Origin of the sequence: Lewinella sp. JB7, from assembly GCF_024297185.1 — a bacterium.
Classification (GTDB): Bacteria; Bacteroidota; Bacteroidia; order Chitinophagales; family Saprospiraceae; genus Neolewinella.
Genome location: NZ_JANCTD010000009.1, coordinates 207981 through 230910, shown reverse-complemented (window position 1 = coordinate 230910; position 22930 = coordinate 207981). Strand labels below are relative to the sequence as shown.

The window sequence follows — 22930 nt, the reverse complement described above, 5'->3', positions numbered from 1 at the left end:
CTTACTCCCCGATTTCCAGCCGGAACTGCCGGGAAAGTCGCTCCCAGATGTTCCGCCCTACTTCCTGATTGCCGCCGTGCACGTTACGCTTCTGCGGATCCCGAATGTCGAAGGTTTCCCCACCACCGGACAGTGCCCGCAGCACGTCGGCCACCACGGTAAGGCCGGGGTCCGCGCCGGCCGTTACGGTAAAGTCCTGATTGAAACTCACGGTCGTATACAGAGCATCGCTGCCCAAATGGTAGCTCAGTCCCGAATCGAAGGTGCCGTCGCCCTCCAGATCGGCATTGGCCTCGATCTTAGCGAAGACGTAGCGGGTGGTCGGCCCCCAGAATTCGGCTTCGTTGAGGACGTAATCGGCCGCAAAGTCGCTGGGGTCGCGGGCGTTCAGTTCGGGTTTCACCCCCAGCCCGAAGCGGATACCCCGGTAATCCCCCTCCGGCACCCGGTACGTGCGGCTGGTAGTCGCGTCGTCACCGGCCGACATCCACCGAATCAGATCGATGTCGCTGAGCCGGATGGCCGCGCTTCCGTCGGCGGGAAGGATTTCCAAATCCGATACGTAAAACTGGAACAACAGCACCTTCAGTTGCCCCCCCGAAGGATAGGCATAAGTACCCCGTTGAATCGCCAGGGGGCGTCCGGCGTAGTCGGTCCGGAAATCAAGCGTAAGGTCGGCCTCCGGCAGGGTAGTCACCGGATCATCGTCATCCTGACAACCGAGCAGCAAGAGCGACAGTAGAAAGAGCGGAAGATATTTCATATGCGGCGGGTACGCGGGAGCAATGTGACATCCCGGAAGCAACGTAACGCGGTAGGCCCCGTAAGCGGATGAAGTCGTCATAAAAAGATGGCGCGGCGGCGGACAATTTCCCCCTTCTCCGCTGTTTGGCCGACCCTCACCGCTCCCGCGCTTCCCGAACATCTCCGGAAAGCCGGCCGTTGGATAAGCCCGGCGCGAAGTGATGCGGGACGGGCGCGTGCTCACCGGATTCCGGGTATAAGTCCGGCTTCCGGGACCACACCACCGACTTGCTTCGCTCCGGACATAAAGCATTATCCACGTAAACTATCTATTCTTATGGCCGACCAATCCGCCACCCGTCAAGACCTCGACAAAGCCCTCAAACAACTTTCCTACGGTTATTACATCGTCGCTACCCGTAAGGACGGGCAAGACTTGACCAGCCGCGACGAAGATTGGGTCAGCGCCGCCACCGTCAGTTGGGCCATGCAGTCGAGCTTCGAGCCACCGCTGATTACGATCGCCGTACAGAAGGACAGCGATCTCAATGAAACGATTCAGCGGGCGCAGTCCTTCTCCCTCTCCGTACTCGGCAAAGACGATGAACAGCTCATCCAGAAGTTCGCTCAGCAAACGGAGGTCGACTACAGCAATCACTCCGTCAACGGTATATCTTACGAAGAAGGCGAAACCGGCGCTCCCCTGCTCGATTGCGGCATTGCTACTCTGGAATGCAAACTCGAGGATGCCCTGACTACCCCCGGCGATCACCTGCTATTCGTCGGTCGTATCGTCCGTGCCCGCAGTAATGGCGGTCAACCCATCACGGAGGCGGATACCCGCAAGCACTACGAAGGCGTAAGTCCCCGAACCTAGCTTCCGGATCGGCTGTCCATGATCGATCCCGCAATTGCCGACCACCTACGCCGCCACGACAAGCTGGCACCCCTCATCGAGCGCCATACGCTAAAGCCCCGCCCCGATCACGGGGGCGACGTCTACTTCGGTCTGCTTCGCTCCATTACCTACCAGCAGCTGAGCGGTCGGGCCGCGGGTACCATCTTCGGCCGCTTTCTCGACCTGTTTCCTGACGGCTACCCCCACCCGGAGCGCGTGCTCGATCTGAGCGAGACCGACTTGCGGGCCGTGGGCATGAGCAGGTCCAAGGCCGGGTACCTGCACGGGGTCGCGGAATTCTGGCTCGAACATAAGCTGATCGATCAGGACTGGTCGCGACTCAGCGATGAAGAGATACTGGCGCTTCTGACCCAGATCCGTGGCGTGGGCCAGTGGACCGCCGAGATGGTCCTGATGTTCGTCCTGAAACGCCCCGACCTGCTTCCCCTCGATGATCTCGTGGTGCGCCGCAACCTCATCGCTCTTTTCGATCTTCACCACCTGAAGGGTAAGGCATTAGTAACCGCGATGCTCGCGGCGGCCGAACCCTGGCGGCCCTACCGCAGCTATGCGAGTCGGTACCTGTGGGAGATGGGGTGAGGGCGGGGGGCGAGCCGCATCTGTACCGGCACCGGCACCGGTCCAACGGCTATAGCGGTCGGACCGCTATAGCCGTTGGACCGCTATAGCCGTTGGACGGTGTCACACCGTCCAACGGTGTCTTCCGGCCCCATCCTCCCCGAATACCGTAATTTCGCGCCCTGAAATCCCGTTCCGCATGCCCACCGATCTAACCGTCTACAACAGCCTTACCCGTGAAAAGGAAACCTTCACGCCCCTTCACGAAGGCTACGTCGGACTGTACGTCTGCGGTCCGACGGTGTACAACCCCGTCCACCTAGGCAATTGCCGCACGTTCGTAAGCTTCGATATCGTATATCGCTACCTCATGGCTAAGGGCTACAGGGTGCGCTATGTCCGCAATATCACCGACGTGGGTCACCTCACCGACGACGGAGAGGACCGCATGAGTAAGGGCGCCCGCCTCGAGCAGTTGGAACCCATGGAGGTCGCCCAGAAATTCGCCAACCAGTTCCACGACGTCATGCGTACGCTCAATGCGCTGCCCCCCAGCATCGAACCCCGGGCCACCGGCCACATCATCGAGCAGATCGAACTGGTGCAGGAAATTATTCGCAACGGTTTTGCCTACGAGGTAAACGGTTCGGTCTATTTCGACGTGGAAGCCTACAACGCCGCCAACGACGATCGCTACGGAGAGCTGTCCGGCCGCCGCATCGACGAGCTGCTGGCCGAAAGTCGGGAACTGCGGGCACAGGATGAAAAGCGCAACCCTTCCGATTTCGCCATCTGGATGAAAGCTCACGAAGGGCATATCCTCCGCTGGAACAGCCCCTGGGGCGAGGGTTTTCCGGGCTGGCACCTGGAATGCTCGGCCATGAGCACCAAGTACCTCGGTGAGGAGTTCGACATTCACGGCGGTGGCAACGACCTCAAGTTTCCCCACCACGAGAACGAGATCGCCCAGAACGTCGGCGCCTGCCGCCACGCCGGTGCCCGCTACTGGATACACACCAATATGCTGCTCATGAACGGCAAGAAGATGTCGAAATCGGACGGCAACACCATCACGCCCGAGCAACTCTTCAGCGGCGACAGCGAGCACGTCTCCGAAGGCTACGATCCCATGGTCGTCCGCTTCTTCATGCTCCAGAGCCATTACCGGAGTACGATGGATCTGAGCGACGAAGCCCTCCAGGCCGCTAAGAAAGGATATACCCGCCTCCTGGACGCCTGGAGTAGCCTACAGGAAATGGAAGCAAAGGGCGGTGGCCAGAACGATACCGTCGGCAAGGAACTCGAAGAGGGTCTCGCGGCCGCCTACGCGGAAATGGACGACGACTTCAACACCCCCCGTGCCCTGGCTCGCGTGTTCGAACTCGTCTCCCGCATCAACGCGCTGCAGGGCGGTCAGTTGTCGTTGGGGGAAGTGAGTCCCGCACGGCTTACGGCCTTTCGGGAGGGATTGGGTACGCTCCTATTCGACGTGTTAGGACTTAAAAATGAGGCGGCAAGCGCGGGAGCGGAGCAAGAGGCACTCAGCCATGCCATGCAGATCATTCTCGATCTGCGTCAACAGGCCCGGGCCGATAAGGACTGGGCACTTTCCGATAAATTGCGCGATGCCCTGACCGAAGCCGGCATTGTGGTCAAGGACGGTAAGGAGGGCGCGACCTGGTCGATCGGCGGATAATTACACCGCCGCTACTTTCCGGTGGTGACGCTGGTAAGCATACAGGGCGGCGCCGACGGTACCGGCGGTGTTCCGCATTTCGGCGGGTTTGATCTCGCATTCGCACTTTAGGTACTTCTTATAGTCCAGGTAGTACTTACTGCCACCGCCACCGAGAATGATCAGATCGGGGTTCAGGATGGAGTTTACGTGCTTCAGGTACTTGTTCAGGCGCTTTCCGAAGGTCTTCCAGTCCATATTATTGTCCTTTCGCACCTTGTTAGAGATCCACTTTTCGGCGACCATGTCCATCCCCTTCAGATAGAGCTGTCCGAGTTCGAAGTTGGGGATCAGTTCGCCGTCGAGAAACATAGCCCCACCCAGCCCGGTACCGATAGTGATCATTACCACCGTACCGTCTTCCTTATGGGAGCGGCCGGTGCCGAAGTTCATGGTAGCGATACCGGCGGCATCCGCGTCGTTAAGGGCATAGATAGATACGTCACGCATCCGGCCGAAAGTCTCGGAGATGGAGGTGCCGATCCAGGCCTTATCGATGTTCGAGGCGCTTCCCGCCACATTGCGGTGCACCACGGCCGGAAATCCGACTCCGACGACGCCCGAATATTCGAAGTGATCGATCAGACTACGGAAGGTGTACGCCATGGCGGAGGGAGTCGCCGGCTGGGGGGTATCGAAGCGAAAGCGTTCGGTGAGCATGGCCCCGGTCTTGATATCTACCAGTCCGCCCTTAAACCCGGTTGCGCCTACGTCGACGCCCAATATTGTCGTATCCTTCATTCCGCTGGATTGTCCTAGGGCGGTGAAGATAGGAATCTCCTAACGCACCAATGAAATCTTCATGGATACATCCTCCTGGGGCCGGTCGCCGGCGCCGGTCGCCATTGCGGCAATCTTATCGATGACATCCAGTCCTTCGATCACCTGACCGAAGACGGTATAATTCTGATCCAGGAAGGGAACACCCCCGTGTTGGAGGTAAGCTTCCCGCACGTCGCTGGGGTAGCGGACCCCGGTTTGACTCTCCTGCCGGTTAAGTTCCGCTTCGGTGACGGGCCGACCGTGCACGATGTAAAACTGGGAGCCGCTGCTCAGTTTCTGGGGGTTGTTGGTGCGGGCCGCCGCGATAGCCCCCTTCACGTGGGCCAGCGAGGGATCGAATTCCGCGGGCACCTGGTACCCCGGTCCCCCGCTTCCGAGGCGGGCATTCGGAGCGGCGTTCTTACTGTCGGGATCGCCGCCCTGGATCATGAATCCTTCGATGACCCGGTGAAAGAGCAAGCTATCGTAAAAATTTTCCTCCGCCAGTTTGACGAAGTTGTCCTGGTGCTGGGGGGTGAGGTCGGACAGTCGGGCGAGCATATCACCCTGGCTGGTTTCAATTCGGACGAGGCATTCGTTGGGAGGAGTCACGGTGATGGTTTGAGTGGTGGTTCTGGATTTACCTTTTTCGTTCGTAGCCGTAAGCACGACCGCGTAGTCTCCGGACTTGAAGTACCGCATCTCCGGCTCGGCCACGGTACTGGTTTTTCCGTTACCGAAATCCCAGTGATACGCCACGGCCTTTTGTGACGCATTGCGGAACGCCACGGTGTCGGCCGCGGCCACGCTCCGTTCCACCGGGGAAAATTTCGCGATTGGACGGGCACAGTGGGTAAGCAGGAAAACGGGCAGGAGCAGAAAAACAATGCGCATGGAAGGAGTTTGGAAGTAAACGCCGTTTGTTCCCGGCATCTTATTTACTCAGAAAATACTCGAGGAGGGCATCTCGCTCCTTGGACAGGCCGAGGTCTGGTTTTTGCTTACCGGCCCGCCGGTACCAGTATCCCGCATTTGCCTCGTCTCCCTCCACCCGGTGCAGGTAGGCATGTACCCAGGCGGCGTCGGGGCCGGGTGCCTTGTCGACCAGGTCGTGGGCGCGCTGCCACTGGTTTCGGGAGATCCACCAGAGGGACGTGAGCTCGCGACCGAAGGACGGCGGTGGGGCGGCTTCGGCAAGCGAAGCGTCAAATTCCTGGCGGGTCACGGGTTGGGTTTTAGTAAGGGTCTGGCCGGCGAAGATAACCCCCGCAACGGATAAACAACTTCCCATCCCTGGCAATTTACTTCCATGTACGAAATCGGAAGCCTGATCATCATTGGCGTCGTTGCCCAGTGGATCGCCTGGCGACTGCGGGTTCCCGCAATTCTTCCCCTAATTTTAGCGGGCATACTCATTGGTCCGGGCTGGGAGTGGTACAGCGGGCACCGACTGCTCAGCCCCCGCTTCGATAGCGAGGCGGGTACCGGTTTGTTCCCGGGTAATCTGCTGTACAGTTTCGTGTCTTTATCCATCGGACTCATCCTCTTCGAGGGCGGACTGACCCTACGCCTCAAGGAAATCCGGGGATTAGCCGATAGCATCTTTCGCCTGACCACCTACGGCGCCTTCACGACGACCATCATTGCCGGCTTTGCGGCGCACTTCGTCATGGGCCTCAACTGGCAGATCGCCTTCCTTTTTTCCACCCTCATCGTGGTCACCGGTCCTACCGTCATCACTCCCATTATGCGGCAGATCAACGTCAAGCGACAGGTAGCGACGGTACTGAAGTGGGAAAGCATAGTCATCGATCCGGTGGGCGCGTTCCTCGCCGTACTATTCTACAACTTCATCGTCGCCTACTACGACCCGGCGGCGACGGTGTACCAGTCGCTGGTAAAGTTCTTCCAGGCGGGATTGGTCGGCATCGGCCTGGGTTTCGTGATCGGTCACCTGCTCTTCTTCCTGATCAGCCGGTTTTACGTGCCTAAGTACCTGCTCAACATCGTTACCCTGGGCTTCGTGGTCGGCGCCTTTCTGGTTTCGGACGCTATCGTCCACGAAAGTGGCCTCCTCACCACCGTAGTTATGGGCGCTTACCTGGCCAACCGGGAGGTCCCCTTCCTGCACGACATTCTCGACTTCAAAGAAAGCCTAACCCTTCTGCTGATCTCACTGCTTTTCATTCTGCTTTCGGCCAACATGACCGTGGATCAGATCACTCTGGTGCTGACCCAGGAAAGCCTCCTCGTCTTTTTGGTCGTCGTCTTTCTGGCCCGCCCCCTCGGGGTGTTCTGGAGTTTGATGAAGTCGGACCTCAGTTGGCGGGACAAGGCCTTCATCAGTTGGGTCGGGCCGCGGGGCATCGTGGCGGCGGGCGTCGCATCCCTATTCGGTATCGAACTGGCAAAGGAAGGAATCGCGGATGCCGAGTACATCACCCCTTTAGTCTTTCTGATCGTACTGGGTACCGTACTCCTCAACGCTACCCTGGCCGGTTACATCGCGCGTAAGCTCCGGGTCAGCCTGCCCCGCGGAAGTGGCGTACTGATCTTCGGGGCCTCCGAAGGTGCCCGCCAGCTAGGACTGTCGCTGCAGGAGAGCGGAAGGGACGTAACGCTCGTAACCCCCAACCGCGCGGAATTCGATATCGCGGAGGAAGTACATCTGAACGTCATCAAGGTGCAGTTCAATTCCGACGAACTCGATAGCCAGATCGACCTGACGGACATCGGCTACATCCTCGCCCTTACCGGCAACGACGAGGATAACTTCTATTTGCTCAACAACTACCGTAGCCGGGAAGGCATCCGCGGAGCCTACCGCCTGGTCACCCGCAAGGAAATTCAGGCACAGCGCTACGGCCACGAAGCTCTCTTCGGACACTACGCCAGCTATCTGCTCTTCAACCGGGCCGCCCGTAATTTCGGGGAAGTGCAAGCCGTGGAACTGACCGAAACCGCCGACTACCCGACGGTACTCGCGCAACTCCGGGAAGAAAAGGCCATCCCCCTTTACCTACGCTGCGCGGAGCACGGAGACATCACCTTCATCCCGGCGGGGGAAGCAGCGGTGTCGGTGTCGACGGGAGATACGCTGTACTATCTGGGCAATCCCCGGGGAGTCATGCAAGAAAGCCCGGAACACCAGCCCGAAACCCGCGCCATCGAAGTTTAATCCTGCGCGAGCAGCGCTTCCAGACGATTCCCCCGACTGCCCTTCACGAAGATCGTTTTTCCGGACCAGTCCTGCCGCCAGAACCAATCCGCTAATTCCGTACTGCTGGTGAAGTACGGTCGCTCAAACTCCTCAGCAACCGACTTCATCTCCGCCCCCACCAATAATACGGTCCGCGCGACCTGCCCCGCCCGCAACACCACTTCCCGGTGCGCGGCCGGACCCGCCACCCCTAATTCCCGCATCTCTCCGAGGACTACCACGCTTTCTTCGGGTGTAGTCGCGGCCGCGAAACCCGTCAGCGCCGCGAGGACGCTACTCGGATTGGCATTATACGCGTCCCAGTAAAAACGCAGTTTACGGTGCTCCATCCACTGGCTGCGGTGGTTTTCAGGATGGTAAGCGGTAAGGGCGGCAGCGATGGATGCGCCCGGAACCTTGAAGTATTTTCCTACCGCAACGGCGGATTTCACGTTCTGCAGATTGTGCATACCGCTGAGCTGGGTCACGCAGGTAACGAGTTCACGGTGCTCACTCAGGTAGCTGACGCTGATCTTAGGATGTACGGACTCCGTTTTCACCTCTACCCCCTGGACGAGCGGGGAGGGGGATGCGCTGGTGAAGTAGGGGATCACCCGTACTCTGCCTCCGGCCATGTCGATCAGGTGAGGTTCATCGGTATTGACAAAGGCGATTCCGCCGGTATCGGCCAAAAACTCGAACAGCTCGGCCTTCCCCTTGCGTACTCCCTCCCGGCCCCCGAAACCCTCCAGGTGAGCGTCGCCGACGTTCGTCACCAGTCCGTGGGTCGGTCGACCGATCTCGCAGAGGGCTGCGATCTCGCCCCGATGGTTCGCACCCATTTCCAGGATCAGTAGATCGGTGTCGGCGGGCATGGACAGGATCGTCAGGGGTAATCCCAGGTGATTGTTGTAGTTACCGGGCGTGGCGTGGACTCCGTACTGCTGTGACATGACCGCCGCGATCAGTTCCTTGGTCGTCGTTTTTCCGTTGCTGCCGGTGATGGCCAGTACGGGCATCATGAACTCCTGACGGTGGTGACGTGCCAACTGCTGCAGTGCCAGCAGACTGTTCTCTACGAGGAGGTAGCGACCGTCACCGGTATCGGGTATCACCGCCGGGTCGTCGACGATCGCGTAGGCCGCCCCCTGTTGCAGCGCACGGGCCGCATAGTGATTTCCGTCGACGCGATCGCCGCGCAGGGCCACGAAAAGTCCGCCCTGACTTACCCGCCGGCTATCAATACTGATCACCGGATGGCGGAGGTAGATCTCGTACAGATCCGGAATACGCACGAAAGGATTCATCGCGTAAAACTACGGGAGGGGGGTCAATTAAAAATGCCCCGTCCGATATTTCGGGCGGGGCATTTTAGGAGTGTCCTATGATCCTAACGACGGGAACGTCGCCGGTTCTTCGTTTTACCGGGCTTGATGCCGAAGCGGTTGACCTTGGCTTCATCCACGCCGGCACTGTTGCCGACCCGTACCATGGCACACCGGAATCCGATAGTCCGCGAACCACGATCCTGATCCAGGAAGCGACGGGTACCGGGGCTGAGCCAGTAAGCACGGTCGGCCCAGCTGCCGCCCTTGTACACCCGGGCCTTGTCGCTGATGAGGGTATACCGATCGGTAGCGTACTCCGCACCGCTCTCCTCATCACCGTCGAGGTAGTCGTACACCCGACCACGGTTGTAGTTATCGCGATCGGCCACCTCCGCATCCTCTACGGGTACGTAGATGAGACGTCCGAGGCTGTCCTTTTCGACGGCCTTGCCGTCCTGATCGCGCTTGATATTCTGGAAGTCGTTACCGCGGAAGCTGTTCAGGTCGTGGTTCTGTACGTCGACCAGCGTCTGGGTAGTGAGCGGACGGTAAAGGTCCAGCACCCACTCGTTGACGTTGCCGGCCATGTTGTACAGGCCGAAGTCGTTGGGGAAGTTGTCGAAGACGTTGCTGGTGATCATGTTCTCGTCGTTCGGCTTTCCGGCGATACCACTGTAGTCACCAGCTCCGCGCTTGAAGTTGGCGTACATCTTACCCTGGTTTTTGTCGTGCTTCTGGTAGCGAAGGCTCGTACCGCTCCAGGGATAGATGCGGCGGTCGGTGTAGTTCTCGTCCTTTTCGTTTTCCTGCAGTCCCTGCAGGGCCAGGGCGGCATACTCCCATTCCGCTTCGGTAGGCAGGCGGAAATCGGGCTGTAGGATGCCGTCGGCAAGACGTACCGGGCGGGTGCCGCCGGTTTTCATATCCTTCTTACCCTTACGCTCTACCCCTTCGTACTGTCCGGCGAGGTAAGCATCCGTAACGAAAACGTCGGAACCGCTCTGGTCGGGTCGCTCCTCCTGAATGCCCTTATCGATGAGGATGGCCTCGTTTACGCGGTCGGTCCGCCAGCGGCTGTACTCCCGCGCCTGTACCCACGAGACACCCACCACGGGGTGCTGGGCGTAAGCGGGGTGACGCAGGTAACCGGTCACGTAGGGCTCATTGAAGGAAAGCTCGTCGCGCCATACCAATGTGTCGGGCAGGGCGGCCAGCAGTACTTCGGGGTACTCACTGTATACATCCTGCGTCCAGTCGAGGTATAGCAGATAGTCTTCGTTGGCGATCTCGGTCTGGTCCATGTAGAAGCTCGCCACTGTGACGCGGCGGGGAATGTTGTCCCAGTCGTAGGGAACGTCCTCTTCCGTATAACCCATCACGAACGTACCGCCCGGAATGAGCACCATGTTCGGGGGCGTTTCCTGACCGTCGAAGTCGTCATTTCGTTCGTAGCCACCCCACTTCTCGTCGTTGTACTTCCAGTTGGTCGTACGCGATCGTTCGTTGTTGCGGTTACAGCTCGCGACCAGCAGCACCAGGCAGAGGTAGGGAAGCGTCTTTAGCAATATCTTCATGTGGCGTTGGTAGTCCAGTTATTTGTTATGGCGGGGCGGTCTTCCGGGCGGTCCTTGCACGCGCGGTGGTCCGATCCACGGCTAGTTAAACCGATCAGTCGCTCGATCTATTGTGTACGAAATCTTAATTTTCGGACCTCCAAACGCCACTAACGGTTACGACGATTGATTTCGTCTTGTAGCTGACGGCGCAGGTCCTGCTCTACGGTAAGGCGGCTTTTCCGACTTTGTTCGAGCTCGGCGGCCAACTTGTCGCGCTCCCGCTTCAACTCGTTATTATTGGACGATGCTACCCGCGTTCCGGCCAGGGCCACGAGGAAGGCCACGAGTAGCCCCAGTACCAGGGACCACATGATGATACTGTAGGTATCCTTCGCCAGTTGGAAGCCCAGCAGACTTACGCTATCGCGCTCGGCGTTGAGTTCGGCAATGGTAGCGTCGCGGTCGGCTACCTGGGAGGCGTTGCCGTCGATCTGGGCCTGTAAGCGTGCCTTATCCGACTCCAGTTGGCTGATTCGTTGGGTGTAGATGGCAATCGAATCACTTACGTTACTCATAAAGGCATCGAGGTACAGTCTACGCACGACCTTAAACTCGTCATTGTTCTCCCGGTAGCGATTGGACACATCCAGCATCGTATCGAACTGCAGCTGGAGCGGAGTTCCGTCGGAAAGGGCCGGATTACCCCGCTTCTGGGCGGCGAGCGACGTACAGAGACAAAAAAAGCACAAATACAGGAGGCAACGCATACAAAAATCGGTTGTCGGGGTAGTCCAGCGAAAAAAGCTCCGCAAAGTTAGGCTTTACCTTTGGCAAATGCTAGATCACCTGGTTTACTGCGTTCCCGACCTGGAAGAAGCCACCGAACGGTTTTCGCTGCTGGGCCTGTCTCCATCAGTCGGCGGTCGCCACCCGGATCGCGGGACGCACAATTGCCTCCTGCGGCTCGGACCCCGCTCTTATCTTGAATTACTGGCGCCCGATCCCGCCGCTACCGTCGCTCCTCCGCGCTGGATGGGCATCGATCTCCTAAACGGTCCAACCGTGAGTAGGTGGGCGGTAAACGCAGGAGCTGACATCATCACGAAGGCCAAACTGCTCGGGAAGGACACCCGGATACAAACCGGCGAACGGCGGTTGCCGAACGGCGACACCCTCCGGTGGCGGTTAACCGATCCCGGCACTCACCCCGCCGTGTCGGTGCTCCCCTTCCTGATCGACTGGGGAGGCGCGCAGGCCGTTCACCCTACCGATGCCCTCCCGGACGTGGGTCTTCGCCTGACGGAGCTGCGGCTATACCACCCCACGCCGGAAAGCCTGACGCCCTTACTCGCCGCCCTTGCTACGGATGCGGTGGCGGTATCCGCGCCAGTGGAGCGGATCGAGATCACCCTCCGCGGGCCAGCGGGAGAGTTTCGCCTGTAACCAACGCCGGCGTGCCTCCTTACGGAAACACGCCGGCGAGTAGGTACGTACGCGTGGAACGCCCCGCTTACATGTTCTTCAGCGACCGATCGATGAAGGCCTTCAGTTCGGCACCGCTAAGCATCTGCTGGCTCAGCTTCGCGAGCTGATACAAATATTTGGCGTTGTCGGTACGGGTAGCCTCGTCCTCGACATCGAGTAGGCGCTCCTTAATCAGGGGGTTGTTGCCGTTCACGACGACTTGATAGGAGTCGGGGAACATATCGGCGTTCATGCCCTGCATCATCTGCATTTCCTTCATGCGGCGCATGAATTCATTACGGACGATCTGTACCGGCGCATCCTGTACGTCGAGAGGCTTAACCTCAACGGAGCCGGTGCTATCCACCACGCCGCTGAATACCGAGGAAATAGTCTCGCGTTCTTCGTCGCTGAGTAGATTCTCCTTTTCCTCATCCTTCTGCACCAGTTGGTCGGGCGTAGCGGAGTCGACCCGAACGAAGGTCATTTTGTCCTCCTTCTGCTCCAGCGACTGAATGGTGGGCGCGTCGATGGCGTGCTCGAACTTCAGTACGTCGAGACCGCGGTCGCGGGCCGCCTCCACGAGCGTGTGCTGGCGATCGGCGTCGGCCGTGTAGATGGCTACCAGACGATCGTACTTGTCGGTCTGCTGCTCCTTGATCCGTTCGCGGTATTCTTCGAGGGTAAAGAACTTGCCTTCAGTGTTCTCGAGGAGGGTGAACTTCTTGGCCCGGTCGTAGAACTTATCGTCCGAAACCATGCCGTACTTGACGAACACCCCAAGGTCGGCCCACTTCTCTTCGTAAGCCTTGCGGTCCTCCTTGAAGAGGCTGTTGAGCTTCTCCGCCACCTTTTTAGTGATGTAGCCCGTGATCTTCTTGACGTTCGTATCGGCCTGGAGGTAACTGCGGGATACGTTCAGGGGGATATCCGGAGAGTCGATGACACCGTGCAGCAGGGTCAGGAACTCAGGAACGATGTCGGAGACATTGTCCGTGACGTAGACCTGGTTGCTGTAGAGCTGGATTTTGTTGCGCTGCAGTTCCATCCGGCCCGACACCTTCGGGAAATAGAGGATGCCCGTCAGGTGGAAGGGGTAGTCGATGTTGAGGTGGATCCAGAACATCGGGGGCTCGCCCATGGGGTAAAGCTCCCGGTAGAATGCCTTATAGTCCTCGTCGGTCAGGTCGGCCGGCGACTTTTTCCAGAGGGGGTCGGTGTTGTTGATGATGTTATCGACCTCCGTTTCGATCTTCTCGGGTTCCGGAGCCTCCTCGCCCTCGGCAACCTCCGGTACGTCCGCGTAGGTAGTCTCCGTTTTGGTACCGAAGCGGATGGGATACGGGAGGAAGCGACAGTACTTCATGAGCAGCGCCTCGATCTCCTCTTCTTCCAGATATTGCTTGCTGTCTTCACTAATGTGCAGGATAACATCGGTCCCCTGCATATCACGCTCGGCCTCCCCGATTTCGTAGCTCGGGTCACCTTCACAGATCCAGCGCACCGCCGCCGCATCCTCGCGGTAGCTCTTGGTGACGACCTCTACCTTGTCAGCGACCATAAAGGCGGAGTAAAATCCGAGGCCGAAGTGACCGATGATGGAGGCATCGTCCTGGTATTTGTCGACAAACTCCTGGGCGGAGGACAAAGCTACCTGGTTGAGGTATTTCTTGACTTCCTCCTCGGTCATCCCGATACCCCGGTCGCGGATGGTGAGGGTACCGGCCTCCTTATCAACCACGATATCGATGGTCTTGTCGGAGTAATCGCCCTTGGCTTCACCCTTACGGGCCAGCGTGGCTAGTTTACTCGTCGCGTCGGTGGCGTTGGAAACCAGTTCCCGCAGGAAAATTTCCTGATCCGAGTAAAGAAATTTTTTGATGATCGGAAAGATATTTTCCGTCTGTACGGAGATATTGCCTTTCTGCATAGTCGTAGATTTTTCGGGAACACACCGTCCCACCCCCGCAACGGTCAACATCCGTTCCAGCCGTATTGTACTGTCAAAATGTCGGTGTCCTTACCTACGGTAGAGGCCGGACTTCTCCAGTTCGGCCACCACGGCTTCCGGGACGAGGTACCGAATACTCTTGCCCTCCCGCAGGCAGTTGCGGACGTAAGTAGCGGAGAGGCGCATGAGCGGCGCGTCGTAGACCGTAACGTGGGGGTGACCGCTGAGCTCGCCGGCCGGGTATTCCGGGCGCCGGTACACGTGAATGTGGTAGTCGCGCAGGATGATGTCCGCATTTTTCCACTTTGGCAGGGAGGCAAGATTGTCGCTCCCCATTATGAGCGAAAAGTCGTACTCCCGGTGCCGGTCGCGGAGTACGGCCAGCGTGTCGATGGTGTAAGAAGGTTTGGGGAGGTCGAATTCCACCCGGCTCGCGCGCAGACCGGGAGTATCGCCGATGGCTAGTTCGACCAAATGCAGACGATCGTGATCGCGGGCCAGGCTGCCCCTTTTCTTGAAGGGATTCTGGGGACTGACCACGATCCATACTTCGTCCAGCGACGTCTGGGTAGCCATGAAATTAGCCAGGATCATGTGCCCGGTGTGCACGGGATTGAAGGAACCGAAGAAGAGCCCGATCTGTCGCCTACTCATGCAAAAGAATACTTAGTAAGCAAGGGAAGATTCGTACGCCTCGACAATGAAGAAGCCTTCGTCGCCCTGTTCCTGATAGAGGGGCATAAGCAAGTATCCGCTACAGGGGGCGGCAATGGGTCCGTTGACATCGTCGGCCAGTAGATCGCCTTCCTCGATTGGCTGAAAGTTGCGGAAGCCCGGCCGCATGCGGAAGCTGCGATTTTCGGTATGTTCCAGCCGGTGTACGTAAACCAGTTCCAGCAGGGAGGGTACGCCGGCCTTCGCCCGCCGTAGGGTCTCGTCGTGGTGGGTGCTTACGTCTTCGGGGCGGACGCAGTTTACGGAGCGTAACAGATTGACGGTGGCGGCCAGGGCCCGGTCTACTGAGACCGGGTCGTCGTGCGCTCCGGCTTCGAAGGTAATGGCACGGCTGGGCCGGTCGAAATCGAACTGCCCCTGACGGAAGTAGCTCAGCGTGGTACCCTGTAAGTTGCTGAGCATGCCCTTGATGACCGGTACCCCGAGTTCGGCGGCCAGCATCAGACTTGGCGTATCGTCGCCCGTAATGGAAAAGACCCCGCCGGCCGCCGTGGTGGTGTGGAGGTCCAGCATGATGAGTTCACTGGCCGCCGTGTCCCGGAGCGCGTTTTCGATCGCGGCCAGTAGTCCGTCAAGTTCGCGGGCCTCGACGGAGGGGTAGGGGTCGCCGGTCCCGCGGGTGGGGGTCTTCCAGATGCGGTTGAGGTCCGTATCGATGTAGCGACGTCCGGTCCGCAGGGCTTCGAGGTTGCCCCGCAGGGCCAGTAGCTCTCCCCGGAAGGAGAAACCCGGATTGACGAGGGGCTCCTCCCGCAGCAGGTCGAACAACTGCTCGAGGGCTAGTACGCCGGCCGGTTCGTTGCCGTGAATGCCGCCGATGGCCACCACGAGGGGTCCACTTTCTTCCCCTACATAGTGGCCGATCACGCGCGGGGATTCCCCCAGGGGATCCGGAAAATTGGGTTCCGAAGGAGCAATCATCAGAAGTAAAATTTCAGCGCGACAAACTGAGCCACAAACCCCAGCAGGTAACCGGCGTAGAGTTGCATTCGGTTGTGGGAGCCCAGTGCCAGGCGGGCCGAGCCCACGAGACCGGCGGCCACGACGGTAAAGATAACCAGGAGGGGAAGCCCGATATTCCAACTCCCGACGGTGAGGCCGTTGGAGCCGAACAGCCCGAGCGTGATGAGGGCAACCGCCACCAGTCCGCCCATTCCCGTAGCGTGCAGGCTGATCTTATCCAGCAGATTGATGACGAAGGATGCCACCAGCGCGATCACCACTCCGAGCAGGAAGGAGGTAAAGATGGTGGGCGTCTGGTTGCTCTTACTGAAGTTCCAGAAGATCCAGAAGTACAGCACCATCACCAGGAGCAGGGGACCGATACGCTCGGACTTCTCGTGCATCATGATGCTGTTGATCATGTTCAACTTCGCCATGATAACGACGGCGACCATCGGGATCACGAAGGTGTCAAGAAAGATCAGGATCAGGTTGCTCATAGCCCGCGGTTCCCCCAGATCGGAAGTGCCGAAGAGGTAGGGGTTGACTCCCACCAGAATGAGGAAGATGTAAGTCGGCACCAGCAACGGGTGAAACACCACGCTGACGAGCAGGGCGGGGAGGTTCCGGACGGGGGCGGCCAAGCGTTGCGCTTCTTCGGGCATACGCGCAAAAGTAGGGCTAAAACAGTAACCGGAACGTAGTGCGGCGGTTGCTGGCCCTCCCGGCTTCGGTCTCGTTAGGCGCTACCGGCCGGCTCTCCCCGTACCCGACGGCCGTGATGCGATCGGCCGCGATCCCCTGGCTTTCCAGGTAACGTTTTACGGAAGCGGCCCGGCGCTCACTGAGGTCTTGGTTGTCCTCCTCCGAGCCTACGTCATCGGTGTGTCCGGCGATCTCTACCCGGACCGTGGGTTGTTCCCGGAGCAGGGCGGCGAGACGGTCGAGTTCCTCGGTCGACAGATCGAGCAGGGCGTCGCTGGCGGTGGCGAAGAAGACGTTGCGCAGTACAATGGCCCCGTCCGCTTCGGCCTCTTCCGCCACGGCTGCCGCCTCCACCGGTTGCAGCCGGATAAGCAATTCGTAAGGCTCGCTCGCGGAGTAGGGTCCGGTGAGTATGAAACGGTTGGAATAGAATAGGTAGCCGGACTTTTCGACGGTAAAGCCGTAGTCGACCCCAATCGGTAGTACCGTAAGGTAGCGCCCACGGTGATCGGTATGGTTCGAGGAGACCATGCTGCCGGGCTCCAGGGGTTTGAGGCGCACCTCGGCGCGGAGGGGCTGGCCCGTCTTATCGTCAATAACCTTTACCGAAACGTAGGTGGCGGGAGCGGGGCGCATCTTCTCGGGCAGCTCGAAGGAGTAAATGTCGATGTCGTCGCCTACCCCCTTACTAAAGAAGGCGGTCTTACCGTCCAGACCGATGAACAGATTGGTCTCCTCGCCGGGCGTGTTGATGGGGTAGCCGAGATTGACGGGTTCCCGCCACTTATTATTTTCGTCGACGGAGGTCATAAAGAGATCGGCCCCGCCCATTCCCCGCCGCCCGGTAGACGTGAAGTAGAGGGTTTTGTTGTCGGCTGCCCAGTAAGGGTAGCGGTCGTTGCCCTTGGTGTTTACGGCGGGTCCGAGATTGACCGGTCGGCTCCAGCTTCCGTCGGGCGTGCGCCCGGCGACGTATAGATCGTCATTGCCCGACCCGCCGGGGCGATTGCTCGCGAAGAACAGCAGCCGACCGTCGCGGGACAGGCTGGGCTGGCTTTCGGAGGAGCGGGAATTGATGACCGGCCCCAGGTTACGGGCTTCCGACCACGCATCGCCCGTACGCTGGCTGTAGTATAGGTCGCAGGAACCCTGTCCGCCCGGGCGCCCGCATCCCGTAAAGACGAGGTAGTTTCCGTCTGCCGTAACGGTCTGCGCTCCTTCGTTCATGGGGGTATTGATCCCGCCCAGGGGAATGGCTTCCGCCCAGCTGCCGTCCGCCTGCTTTTCACTTTGGTAAAAGTCTTCCTGCTTACGGTTTACCCGACGGGTAAAGATCATGTGTTTACCGTCGACGCTCAGACTCGGAAAGTATTCCAGGCTGTGGGTAGTATTCACGCCCGGTCCGAGGGGAGTGGGGGCAAAGGGGTACGGATCGGCAGCCAGATCGGCTACGGTTCGCGCATCGGAGACCAGGCCTTCGGCCTTGCTGATGGCCGCCTCGCTGCCCCCCGCACGCGCGAGCTTCAGGTACTCCTCGTAGCTGGAGAGCGCCTGATCGTACGCACCGGCAAGGGTGTGAATTTCACCAAGCATGAGATGAGCCATCGGTGAGTTGCCCGCGTCTAGAGACAAGCCGCGGTTGATGGATGCTACGGCACCGGAGTAGTCTCCCCGGTAGCGACTGATCTCGCCACTTAGATAGTGTAGTTCGGCTACGGACGGATACTTGCGGAGTAGCCGGGTAAGCTGTCCGTCAGCCTCTTCGAATTGCTGAAGGGTCATGAGTGACTGCACCGCGGCCAGCTCTCTAAGATCGCGTGGTTTAAGCTCGTGACGATCCGGCTGTCCGAACGCGGCTTCCGGAATAAATACCAGGAGCAGACAGAAAACCAGACCGTTGAATAAACAGGGGCGCATGAACACTTCGCTTCACGTTACCTGAAGTCAACGCCCGCGCCGCGGAAAAAGTACGCTCAGGCCTGGCCGGTGAGTGCCTTGTCCAGCAGCGCCTGAATGGCTTCCTCCGAGGGGGCCTTGTGATCGGCCGAGGCGGATAGGGCACGTTGCAACGCGATGACGGCATCGCGGGACCGATCGGATTTCAGGTATAAGTCTCCCAGTTGGTAGGCAATCCGGCGGTCGTAGCGATCGAGACTGGCAATGCGCTGTTTACGTTTCGTGAACATTCCGAAGATGCGCATGGCGTCGGCGGGTCGGCCCAGTTGCAGGTAGGCATCACCGAGCGCTACCTGCGCCATCCAGTAGATGGACTGATGGGGAATACTGTTTTGGGTAACCGCTTCGAAGTCGGCGGCGGCGGCCTGAATATCCCCCTGACGAACGTTCACCAGGCCGCGGCCGTAGTAGCTCTCCGGCATAAGGGGGTTGATCGAAATGCTCTTGGTGTAGTCGTAATGAGCATCCTTATCGTTGCCCAGGCGGTAGTTGATGAAGCCGCGCCGTTCGTACGCCTGGGCGTGGCGTTCAAACCGTGAAACGACCTTAGTCATCATCTTGAGGGCTTCCTGCTCGTTGTCGTGCTGGTCGACCATCTCGCGGCCACGATTGAAGAGCTGCACGGTTGTACGGTCGCTCTTGGGCTCGAGTTTGTGGTGATCGACCATCACCCCGGCGTCGAGCCGCCACAGATTGAGGCTGCCGGCTATGCTGAAGGTGACGACGCGTTCGAGAAGATTCAGGGTGTTGAGCCAAAGCCGCTCCGTGCTGGGCATTACCGTGCGGGGCACGTCCAGGGTGAGCTCTTCCTCCTTGAAGATGGTTTCCGGCTTGAGAAGAATGTCGTTTTTGTAGTAGTTCTCCATGCGATGAGCGTACTGCTCCATCACCTGGCTAAACGCCCGACGCGACCCGAACTCCAGCTGTCCCGCAATAATGACCTTATACTCAGACATTTCCCTTAAGACTTTAGACGCATACCCATCGGTGGGCTTACCCAAACCGTTAAGCACTTAAAAATAACCGTAACCCGCTGTAAATAGATGGACCCCTACAACGAAAGGTGGTGACAAAGGTGCGGCTTTTCTAAATAAAAGAGGGTGCTTCCGGCTCGGAAGCACCCTCTTTCTACGGATTAACCGGAAACTGGAATCAGTTGTCCAGTTTGATCATCCGGGTAGGCTCGGTAGCTACCGGAATCACGACGCGGTTTTCGCGCAGCGTGGCACCAACTGGTTGCTTCTCACCGAATCCGATGGTGGACAGGTTAGCAGGATTGGCACCCTGACGCACGGAGTAGTCGTTGGCCGATTCGGCGCGGCGCTCCGAGAGGCGCTGGTTGTACTCATCCGAAGCGCGACGGTCGGCATGACCTTCGTAGCGGATCGTGAAGTCTTCCGCTCCTTCCAGTTCGAGGAAGCGATCGATCTCTTCGATGATGATGCGGTCGGGGCGGTTGAGACTCGATACGTCCGTGGGGAAGTAGATCCGGTCGATCATGATGGTTCCGTTGACGGAATCCAGGCGGATGTGCTTGAAGTCCTGACCTTCCAGGATCTTACCGTAACGGGCCAGGCGCTCCTGGAGGTTCTCCGGGCGATCGTTGGGCAGCGGGCAACCGTTGCGCTCGGGTACACCGGCTTCGTCGGGACATTCGTCGTCCTTATCGGCGATACCGTCACCGTCGCGGTCAGGACAGCCGTTGGTGCTGGCGGGGCCGGCTTCGGCGGGGCACTCATCGTCCTTATCGGCGATACCGTCACCGTCGCCATCGGGGCAACCGTTCAGGCTGGCCAGACCGGCCTCATCGGGGCATTCATCGTCTTTGTCGGCAACACCGTCGCCGTCACCGTCGGGGCAACCGTTCGTGTTTGCGGGACCGGCCTCGGTGGGACAGTCGTCGTCTTTATCGGCAACACCGTCGCCGTCACCGTCGGGACAACCATTCAGGTTAGCCAGGCCGGCTTCGTTGGGGCAAGCGTCATCCTTATCGGCAACACCGTCACCGTCGGCATCGGGGCAGCCGTTGGTGTTGGCGGGGCCGGGCTGAGTGGGACATTCGTCGTCCTTATCCTTAACGCCGTCCTTATCGGCATCGCGGGCACCGAATCCAACGGAGTAAGTAAGGCCGAAGAAGGCATAAGCGTCATCGTTATCGGGATTACCCGAAGCGGAGACTCCGTCGATAAGGTCCGCGCTGGTGATGCGGAAGTTGTAATCCAGGCCAAGAGAGGACTTGGGCGAGAAGTGGTAGCGAATACCGACGCCAACGGGGAACACAACGCCGCCGTCGTCTTCCTGTTCCGCGGCGATGTCCTGTTGGATCCGCGAGGCGAGACCGGCATTAGCGGGTTCGCTGTTGTTGTAGTCGGTCATGACATCACCCCAGATCCCGTAGCCGATACCGGCGGAGAGGTAGGGAGACAGACCGGGCTTAAAGGTATAGTCGTCATTGAAACGGCTACCGTAGAAGGGGGTAAGTTCGAAGATCAGGCTGGGCTCCAGTATGTTGGTTTCGGAGGTAAATCCGCGGGTGACCAGCGTGGGATCGTCGCTCTTACTGTCATCGCCAACCAGCTGTCCGTACATCAGGGAGAAACGCAGCGCCAGTGCATTACCCAGGCGGCGGCGGAGGTAGACGCCTCCGGCGGGCTGGGCGTTATTGAAAATGACGATATCGTTGTCGATAAGATCGCCACCCAGGGCGGAGGTTCCAAGTTTAAGACCGAACTCCCAGGGATAGGGGCTTTCCGGGGAATCCGTACTTCCGGGGCTCGTGGTAACTCCCTGGCCGGATACCTGGAGACAAGTGAGCACCGCTAAGACGAATAGTAATTGCTTAAGCATATTTGCGGGTTTGACGTATGGTTGTTTTCAAAATTGAGGCTGTCCGTGAGAGTTCGGAGCATCTTACCGATCTATCGCTTACACACGGTTTTTGTTCGGGGCGGTAAGTTTCAAGCTGCAATTTTAGCGCTTTATACCATTACGGAGTTAGTAATTGTGGCAAAGCCTCCCCAAAAGCCCCGGTTTCCGGGGAATATCGCTCCGTTTAGCCGCGGCGGTGGAAACGCAACAGATGACCGGGAGCACGCTCGTTGTGCAGTTCAAGGATCAGAGCGCCCCGCTTAGCCCCGGGTGGAGGAAAGAGAATCTTGACCGGATTGTGTACGTAGCCATCTTCCCCGAACAAGGACAACTGGTGCCGTAATTTCGGCGGCAACCGGAACGCCCGCAGCTCCGCCAGGTCGGCCGGAACGGGCACGTCACCGTAACCCTGTTCGCGGAGAAAACCCCGGATCAGTGCATAGGTCTGCTCCAGCCGCCCCGCCGCAAACGTTATCGTGAAGCAACGTCCGTCACTGACTCCTCCCTGCCGACTTTCACCGGCAAGTGGAAAATCATGGCGTACTTGCGAATCTTTGGTCTCTTCCGCCAGCTCCACCTCGCTGACGGCTTCGGTTGGCTCCGCGGCTTCCGTAGATCCGAATGAGGCAATGTATACCGGCCGCCGCAGCGGACGTGAGGGGGCACTGACTCCCATGTTCATGTTTTGAGTTGCCCCAAAATTAAACAAAAAGTTTCGATCGTGCCGATTCCTATTCCCACCCTGCTTTCCCGCTCCCCCCTCGCCGAGCGCATCGCGTCGCGGGTCCTGGCGTCAGCGGTCGGCCCCCACCGTCGGCTGACGCTTCCCCACCTGATCCGCCTGTTTCAGGAGGCCGCCATGCGCAACACCGACCGGTTGGGCATATCCAGTGGTGATCTGATGAAAGCCCACGGACTCACCTGGGTACTACACCGGCAGTTGATTACGGCCCGTGCCTGGCCCATTATCGGCGACGCCGTCACGGTCATTACCGCGCCTACCCATATCGAACGCGGCCTGATGACCTACCGGGACTTTCACCTGATCGACGAAGCCGGCACCCCGCTCATCTCCTCGACCTCCGTGTGGTCCGTCATGCAGTTTGACTCGCGGCGCCTCCGGCACATCCCCCCGGTCGTCACCGCCCTCGCCGAGCACATGCCGCCCCCGGAAGCCCGCCTGACCCAACCTTCACAAAAAATCCGGGTACCCGAAGCATCCGACGCCGAACGCTCCTACCGGGTCGGCTTCGCCCACCTCGATTTCAACGATCACCTGACCAATCCCGCCTTCGCGGAACTGATGGTCGAACCCCTGGACATCAACTTCCTCACCACTCACCTCCCTACGCGAGCCGACATCGTATACCGCCACGAAGCCCGGTACGGCGACCAGCTGACCGCAACCGTCGCGGCCGAAAAATCCCAGCCGGACACCTTCACCCATACCCTCCGACGGGAAGCCGAACTGCTGTCGATCATGCGTAGTGAATGGGCGGTACTCTAGT

21 protein-coding genes are annotated in these 22930 nt (G+C 59.2%); 6 read left to right on the top strand and 15 right to left on the bottom strand.

The window, feature by feature from the left end; all coding sequences use genetic code 11:
* Position 1: 1 nt before the first annotated feature.
* Entirely contained in the window at positions 2-763 is a 762-nt protein-coding gene (locus NMA52_RS16305) for an MbnP family protein (RefSeq protein WP_254828771.1), read from the bottom strand.
* 318 nt (positions 764-1081) lie between these two features.
* On the opposite strand from NMA52_RS16305, the gene NMA52_RS16300 reads away from it, so the two are divergent.
* From NMA52_RS16300 to cysS, 3 genes are all read left to right on the top strand, one after another.
* Positions 1082-1621 carry a flavin reductase family protein gene (locus tag NMA52_RS16300; protein ID WP_254828770.1) on the top strand — a complete coding sequence of 180 codons (540 nt, stop codon included), beginning with the start codon at positions 1082-1084 and terminating at the stop codon, positions 1619-1621.
* Positions 1622-1639: 18 nt separating this feature from the next.
* Positions 1640-2242 (top strand): DNA-3-methyladenine glycosylase, encoded by a 603-nt coding sequence (locus NMA52_RS16295; protein WP_254828769.1) that lies wholly within the window; start codon positions 1640-1642, stop codon positions 2240-2242.
* Positions 2243-2420: 178 nt separating this feature from the next.
* Positions 2421-3917 (top strand): cysteine--tRNA ligase, encoded by a 1497-nt coding sequence (cysS, locus tag NMA52_RS16290; protein WP_254828768.1) that lies wholly within the window; start codon positions 2421-2423, stop codon positions 3915-3917.
* On the opposite strand, the gene ppgK is transcribed toward cysS, so the two are convergent.
* From ppgK to NMA52_RS16275, 3 genes are read right to left on the bottom strand one after another with little or no spacing between them, the layout of a single operon-like run.
* Entirely contained in the window at positions 3918-4697 is a 780-nt protein-coding gene (gene ppgK, locus NMA52_RS16285) for a polyphosphate--glucose phosphotransferase (RefSeq protein WP_254828767.1), read from the bottom strand.
* 39 nt (positions 4698-4736) lie between these two features.
* Complete coding sequence (locus NMA52_RS16280; RefSeq protein WP_254828766.1) at positions 4737-5612, bottom strand: peptidylprolyl isomerase; 876 nt, start codon at positions 5610-5612, stop codon at positions 4737-4739.
* Positions 5613-5652: 40 nt separating this feature from the next.
* Entirely contained in the window at positions 5653-6009 is a 357-nt protein-coding gene (locus NMA52_RS16275) for a hypothetical protein (protein ID WP_254828765.1), read from the bottom strand.
* A gap of 18 nt (positions 6010-6027) precedes the next feature.
* Here NMA52_RS16275 and NMA52_RS16270 point away from each other — a divergent pair, with 18 nt between their 5' ends.
* A complete protein-coding gene (locus tag NMA52_RS16270) occupies positions 6028-7896 on the top strand; it encodes a sodium:proton antiporter (RefSeq protein WP_254828764.1) in 1869 nt (622 codons plus the stop codon).
* Here NMA52_RS16270 and murF read toward each other — a convergent pair.
* The 3 genes from murF to NMA52_RS16255 all read right to left on the bottom strand — a co-directional run bounded on the left by murF (position 7893) and on the right by NMA52_RS16255 (position 11568).
* On the bottom strand, positions 7893-9224 hold the full coding sequence (gene murF, locus NMA52_RS16265; protein ID WP_254828763.1) for a UDP-N-acetylmuramoyl-tripeptide--D-alanyl-D-alanine ligase: 1332 nt from the start codon (positions 9222-9224) through the stop codon (positions 7893-7895). The genes NMA52_RS16270 and murF overlap by 4 nt on opposite strands.
* Positions 9225-9307: 83 nt before the next feature.
* Positions 9308-10819 (bottom strand): SUMF1/EgtB/PvdO family nonheme iron enzyme, encoded by a 1512-nt coding sequence (locus tag NMA52_RS16260; protein WP_254828762.1) that lies wholly within the window; start codon positions 10817-10819, stop codon positions 9308-9310.
* A gap of 149 nt (positions 10820-10968) precedes the next feature.
* Positions 10969-11568: a hypothetical protein gene (locus tag NMA52_RS16255; protein ID WP_254828761.1), complete on the bottom strand. Its 600-nt coding sequence runs from the start codon at positions 11566-11568 to the stop codon at positions 10969-10971.
* 67 nt (positions 11569-11635) lie between these two features.
* Here NMA52_RS16255 and NMA52_RS16250 point away from each other — a divergent pair, with 67 nt between their 5' ends.
* Entirely contained in the window at positions 11636-12244 is a 609-nt protein-coding gene (locus NMA52_RS16250; protein ID WP_254828760.1) for a VOC family protein, read from the top strand.
* A gap of 67 nt (positions 12245-12311) precedes the next feature.
* On the opposite strand, the gene htpG is transcribed toward NMA52_RS16250, so the two are convergent.
* The 8 genes from htpG to NMA52_RS16210 form a co-directional block, all read right to left on the bottom strand.
* Complete coding sequence (htpG, locus tag NMA52_RS16245; protein WP_254828759.1) at positions 12312-14195, bottom strand: molecular chaperone HtpG; 1884 nt, start codon at positions 14193-14195, stop codon at positions 12312-12314.
* A gap of 90 nt (positions 14196-14285) precedes the next feature.
* On the bottom strand, positions 14286-14870 hold the full coding sequence (gene nadD / locus NMA52_RS16240) for a nicotinate (nicotinamide) nucleotide adenylyltransferase (protein WP_254828758.1): 585 nt from the start codon (positions 14868-14870) through the stop codon (positions 14286-14288).
* Positions 14871-14882: 12 nt separating this feature from the next.
* Positions 14883-15872 (bottom strand): succinylglutamate desuccinylase/aspartoacylase family protein, encoded by a 990-nt coding sequence (locus NMA52_RS16235; protein WP_254828757.1) that lies wholly within the window; start codon positions 15870-15872, stop codon positions 14883-14885.
* Positions 15872-16558 carry a hypothetical protein gene (locus NMA52_RS16230; protein ID WP_254828756.1) on the bottom strand — a complete coding sequence of 229 codons (687 nt, stop codon included), beginning with the start codon at positions 16556-16558 and terminating at the stop codon, positions 15872-15874. The genes NMA52_RS16235 and NMA52_RS16230 overlap by 1 nt, the downstream gene beginning before the upstream one ends.
* Before the next feature lie 16 nt (positions 16559-16574).
* Positions 16575-18515, bottom strand: a complete 1941-nt coding sequence (locus NMA52_RS16225) for an OmpA family protein (RefSeq protein ID WP_254828755.1) — start codon at positions 18513-18515, stop codon at positions 16575-16577.
* Between the two features lie 56 nt (positions 18516-18571).
* On the bottom strand, positions 18572-19510 hold the full coding sequence (locus NMA52_RS16220; protein WP_254828754.1) for a tetratricopeptide repeat protein: 939 nt from the start codon (positions 19508-19510) through the stop codon (positions 18572-18574).
* Between the two features lie 196 nt (positions 19511-19706).
* Entirely contained in the window at positions 19707-21401 is a 1695-nt protein-coding gene (locus tag NMA52_RS16215) for a DUF6089 family protein (RefSeq protein ID WP_254828753.1), read from the bottom strand.
* 205 nt (positions 21402-21606) lie between these two features.
* Positions 21607-22104, bottom strand: coding sequence for a hypothetical protein (locus NMA52_RS16210; protein ID WP_254828752.1), 498 nt, complete (start codon positions 22102-22104; stop codon positions 21607-21609).
* Between the two features lie 39 nt (positions 22105-22143).
* Here NMA52_RS16210 and NMA52_RS16205 point away from each other — a divergent pair, with 39 nt between their 5' ends.
* Positions 22144-22929: an acyl-ACP thioesterase domain-containing protein gene (locus tag NMA52_RS16205; RefSeq protein WP_254828751.1), complete on the top strand. Its 786-nt coding sequence runs from the start codon at positions 22144-22146 to the stop codon at positions 22927-22929.
* The last annotated feature ends 1 nt before the right edge of the window (position 22930 follow it).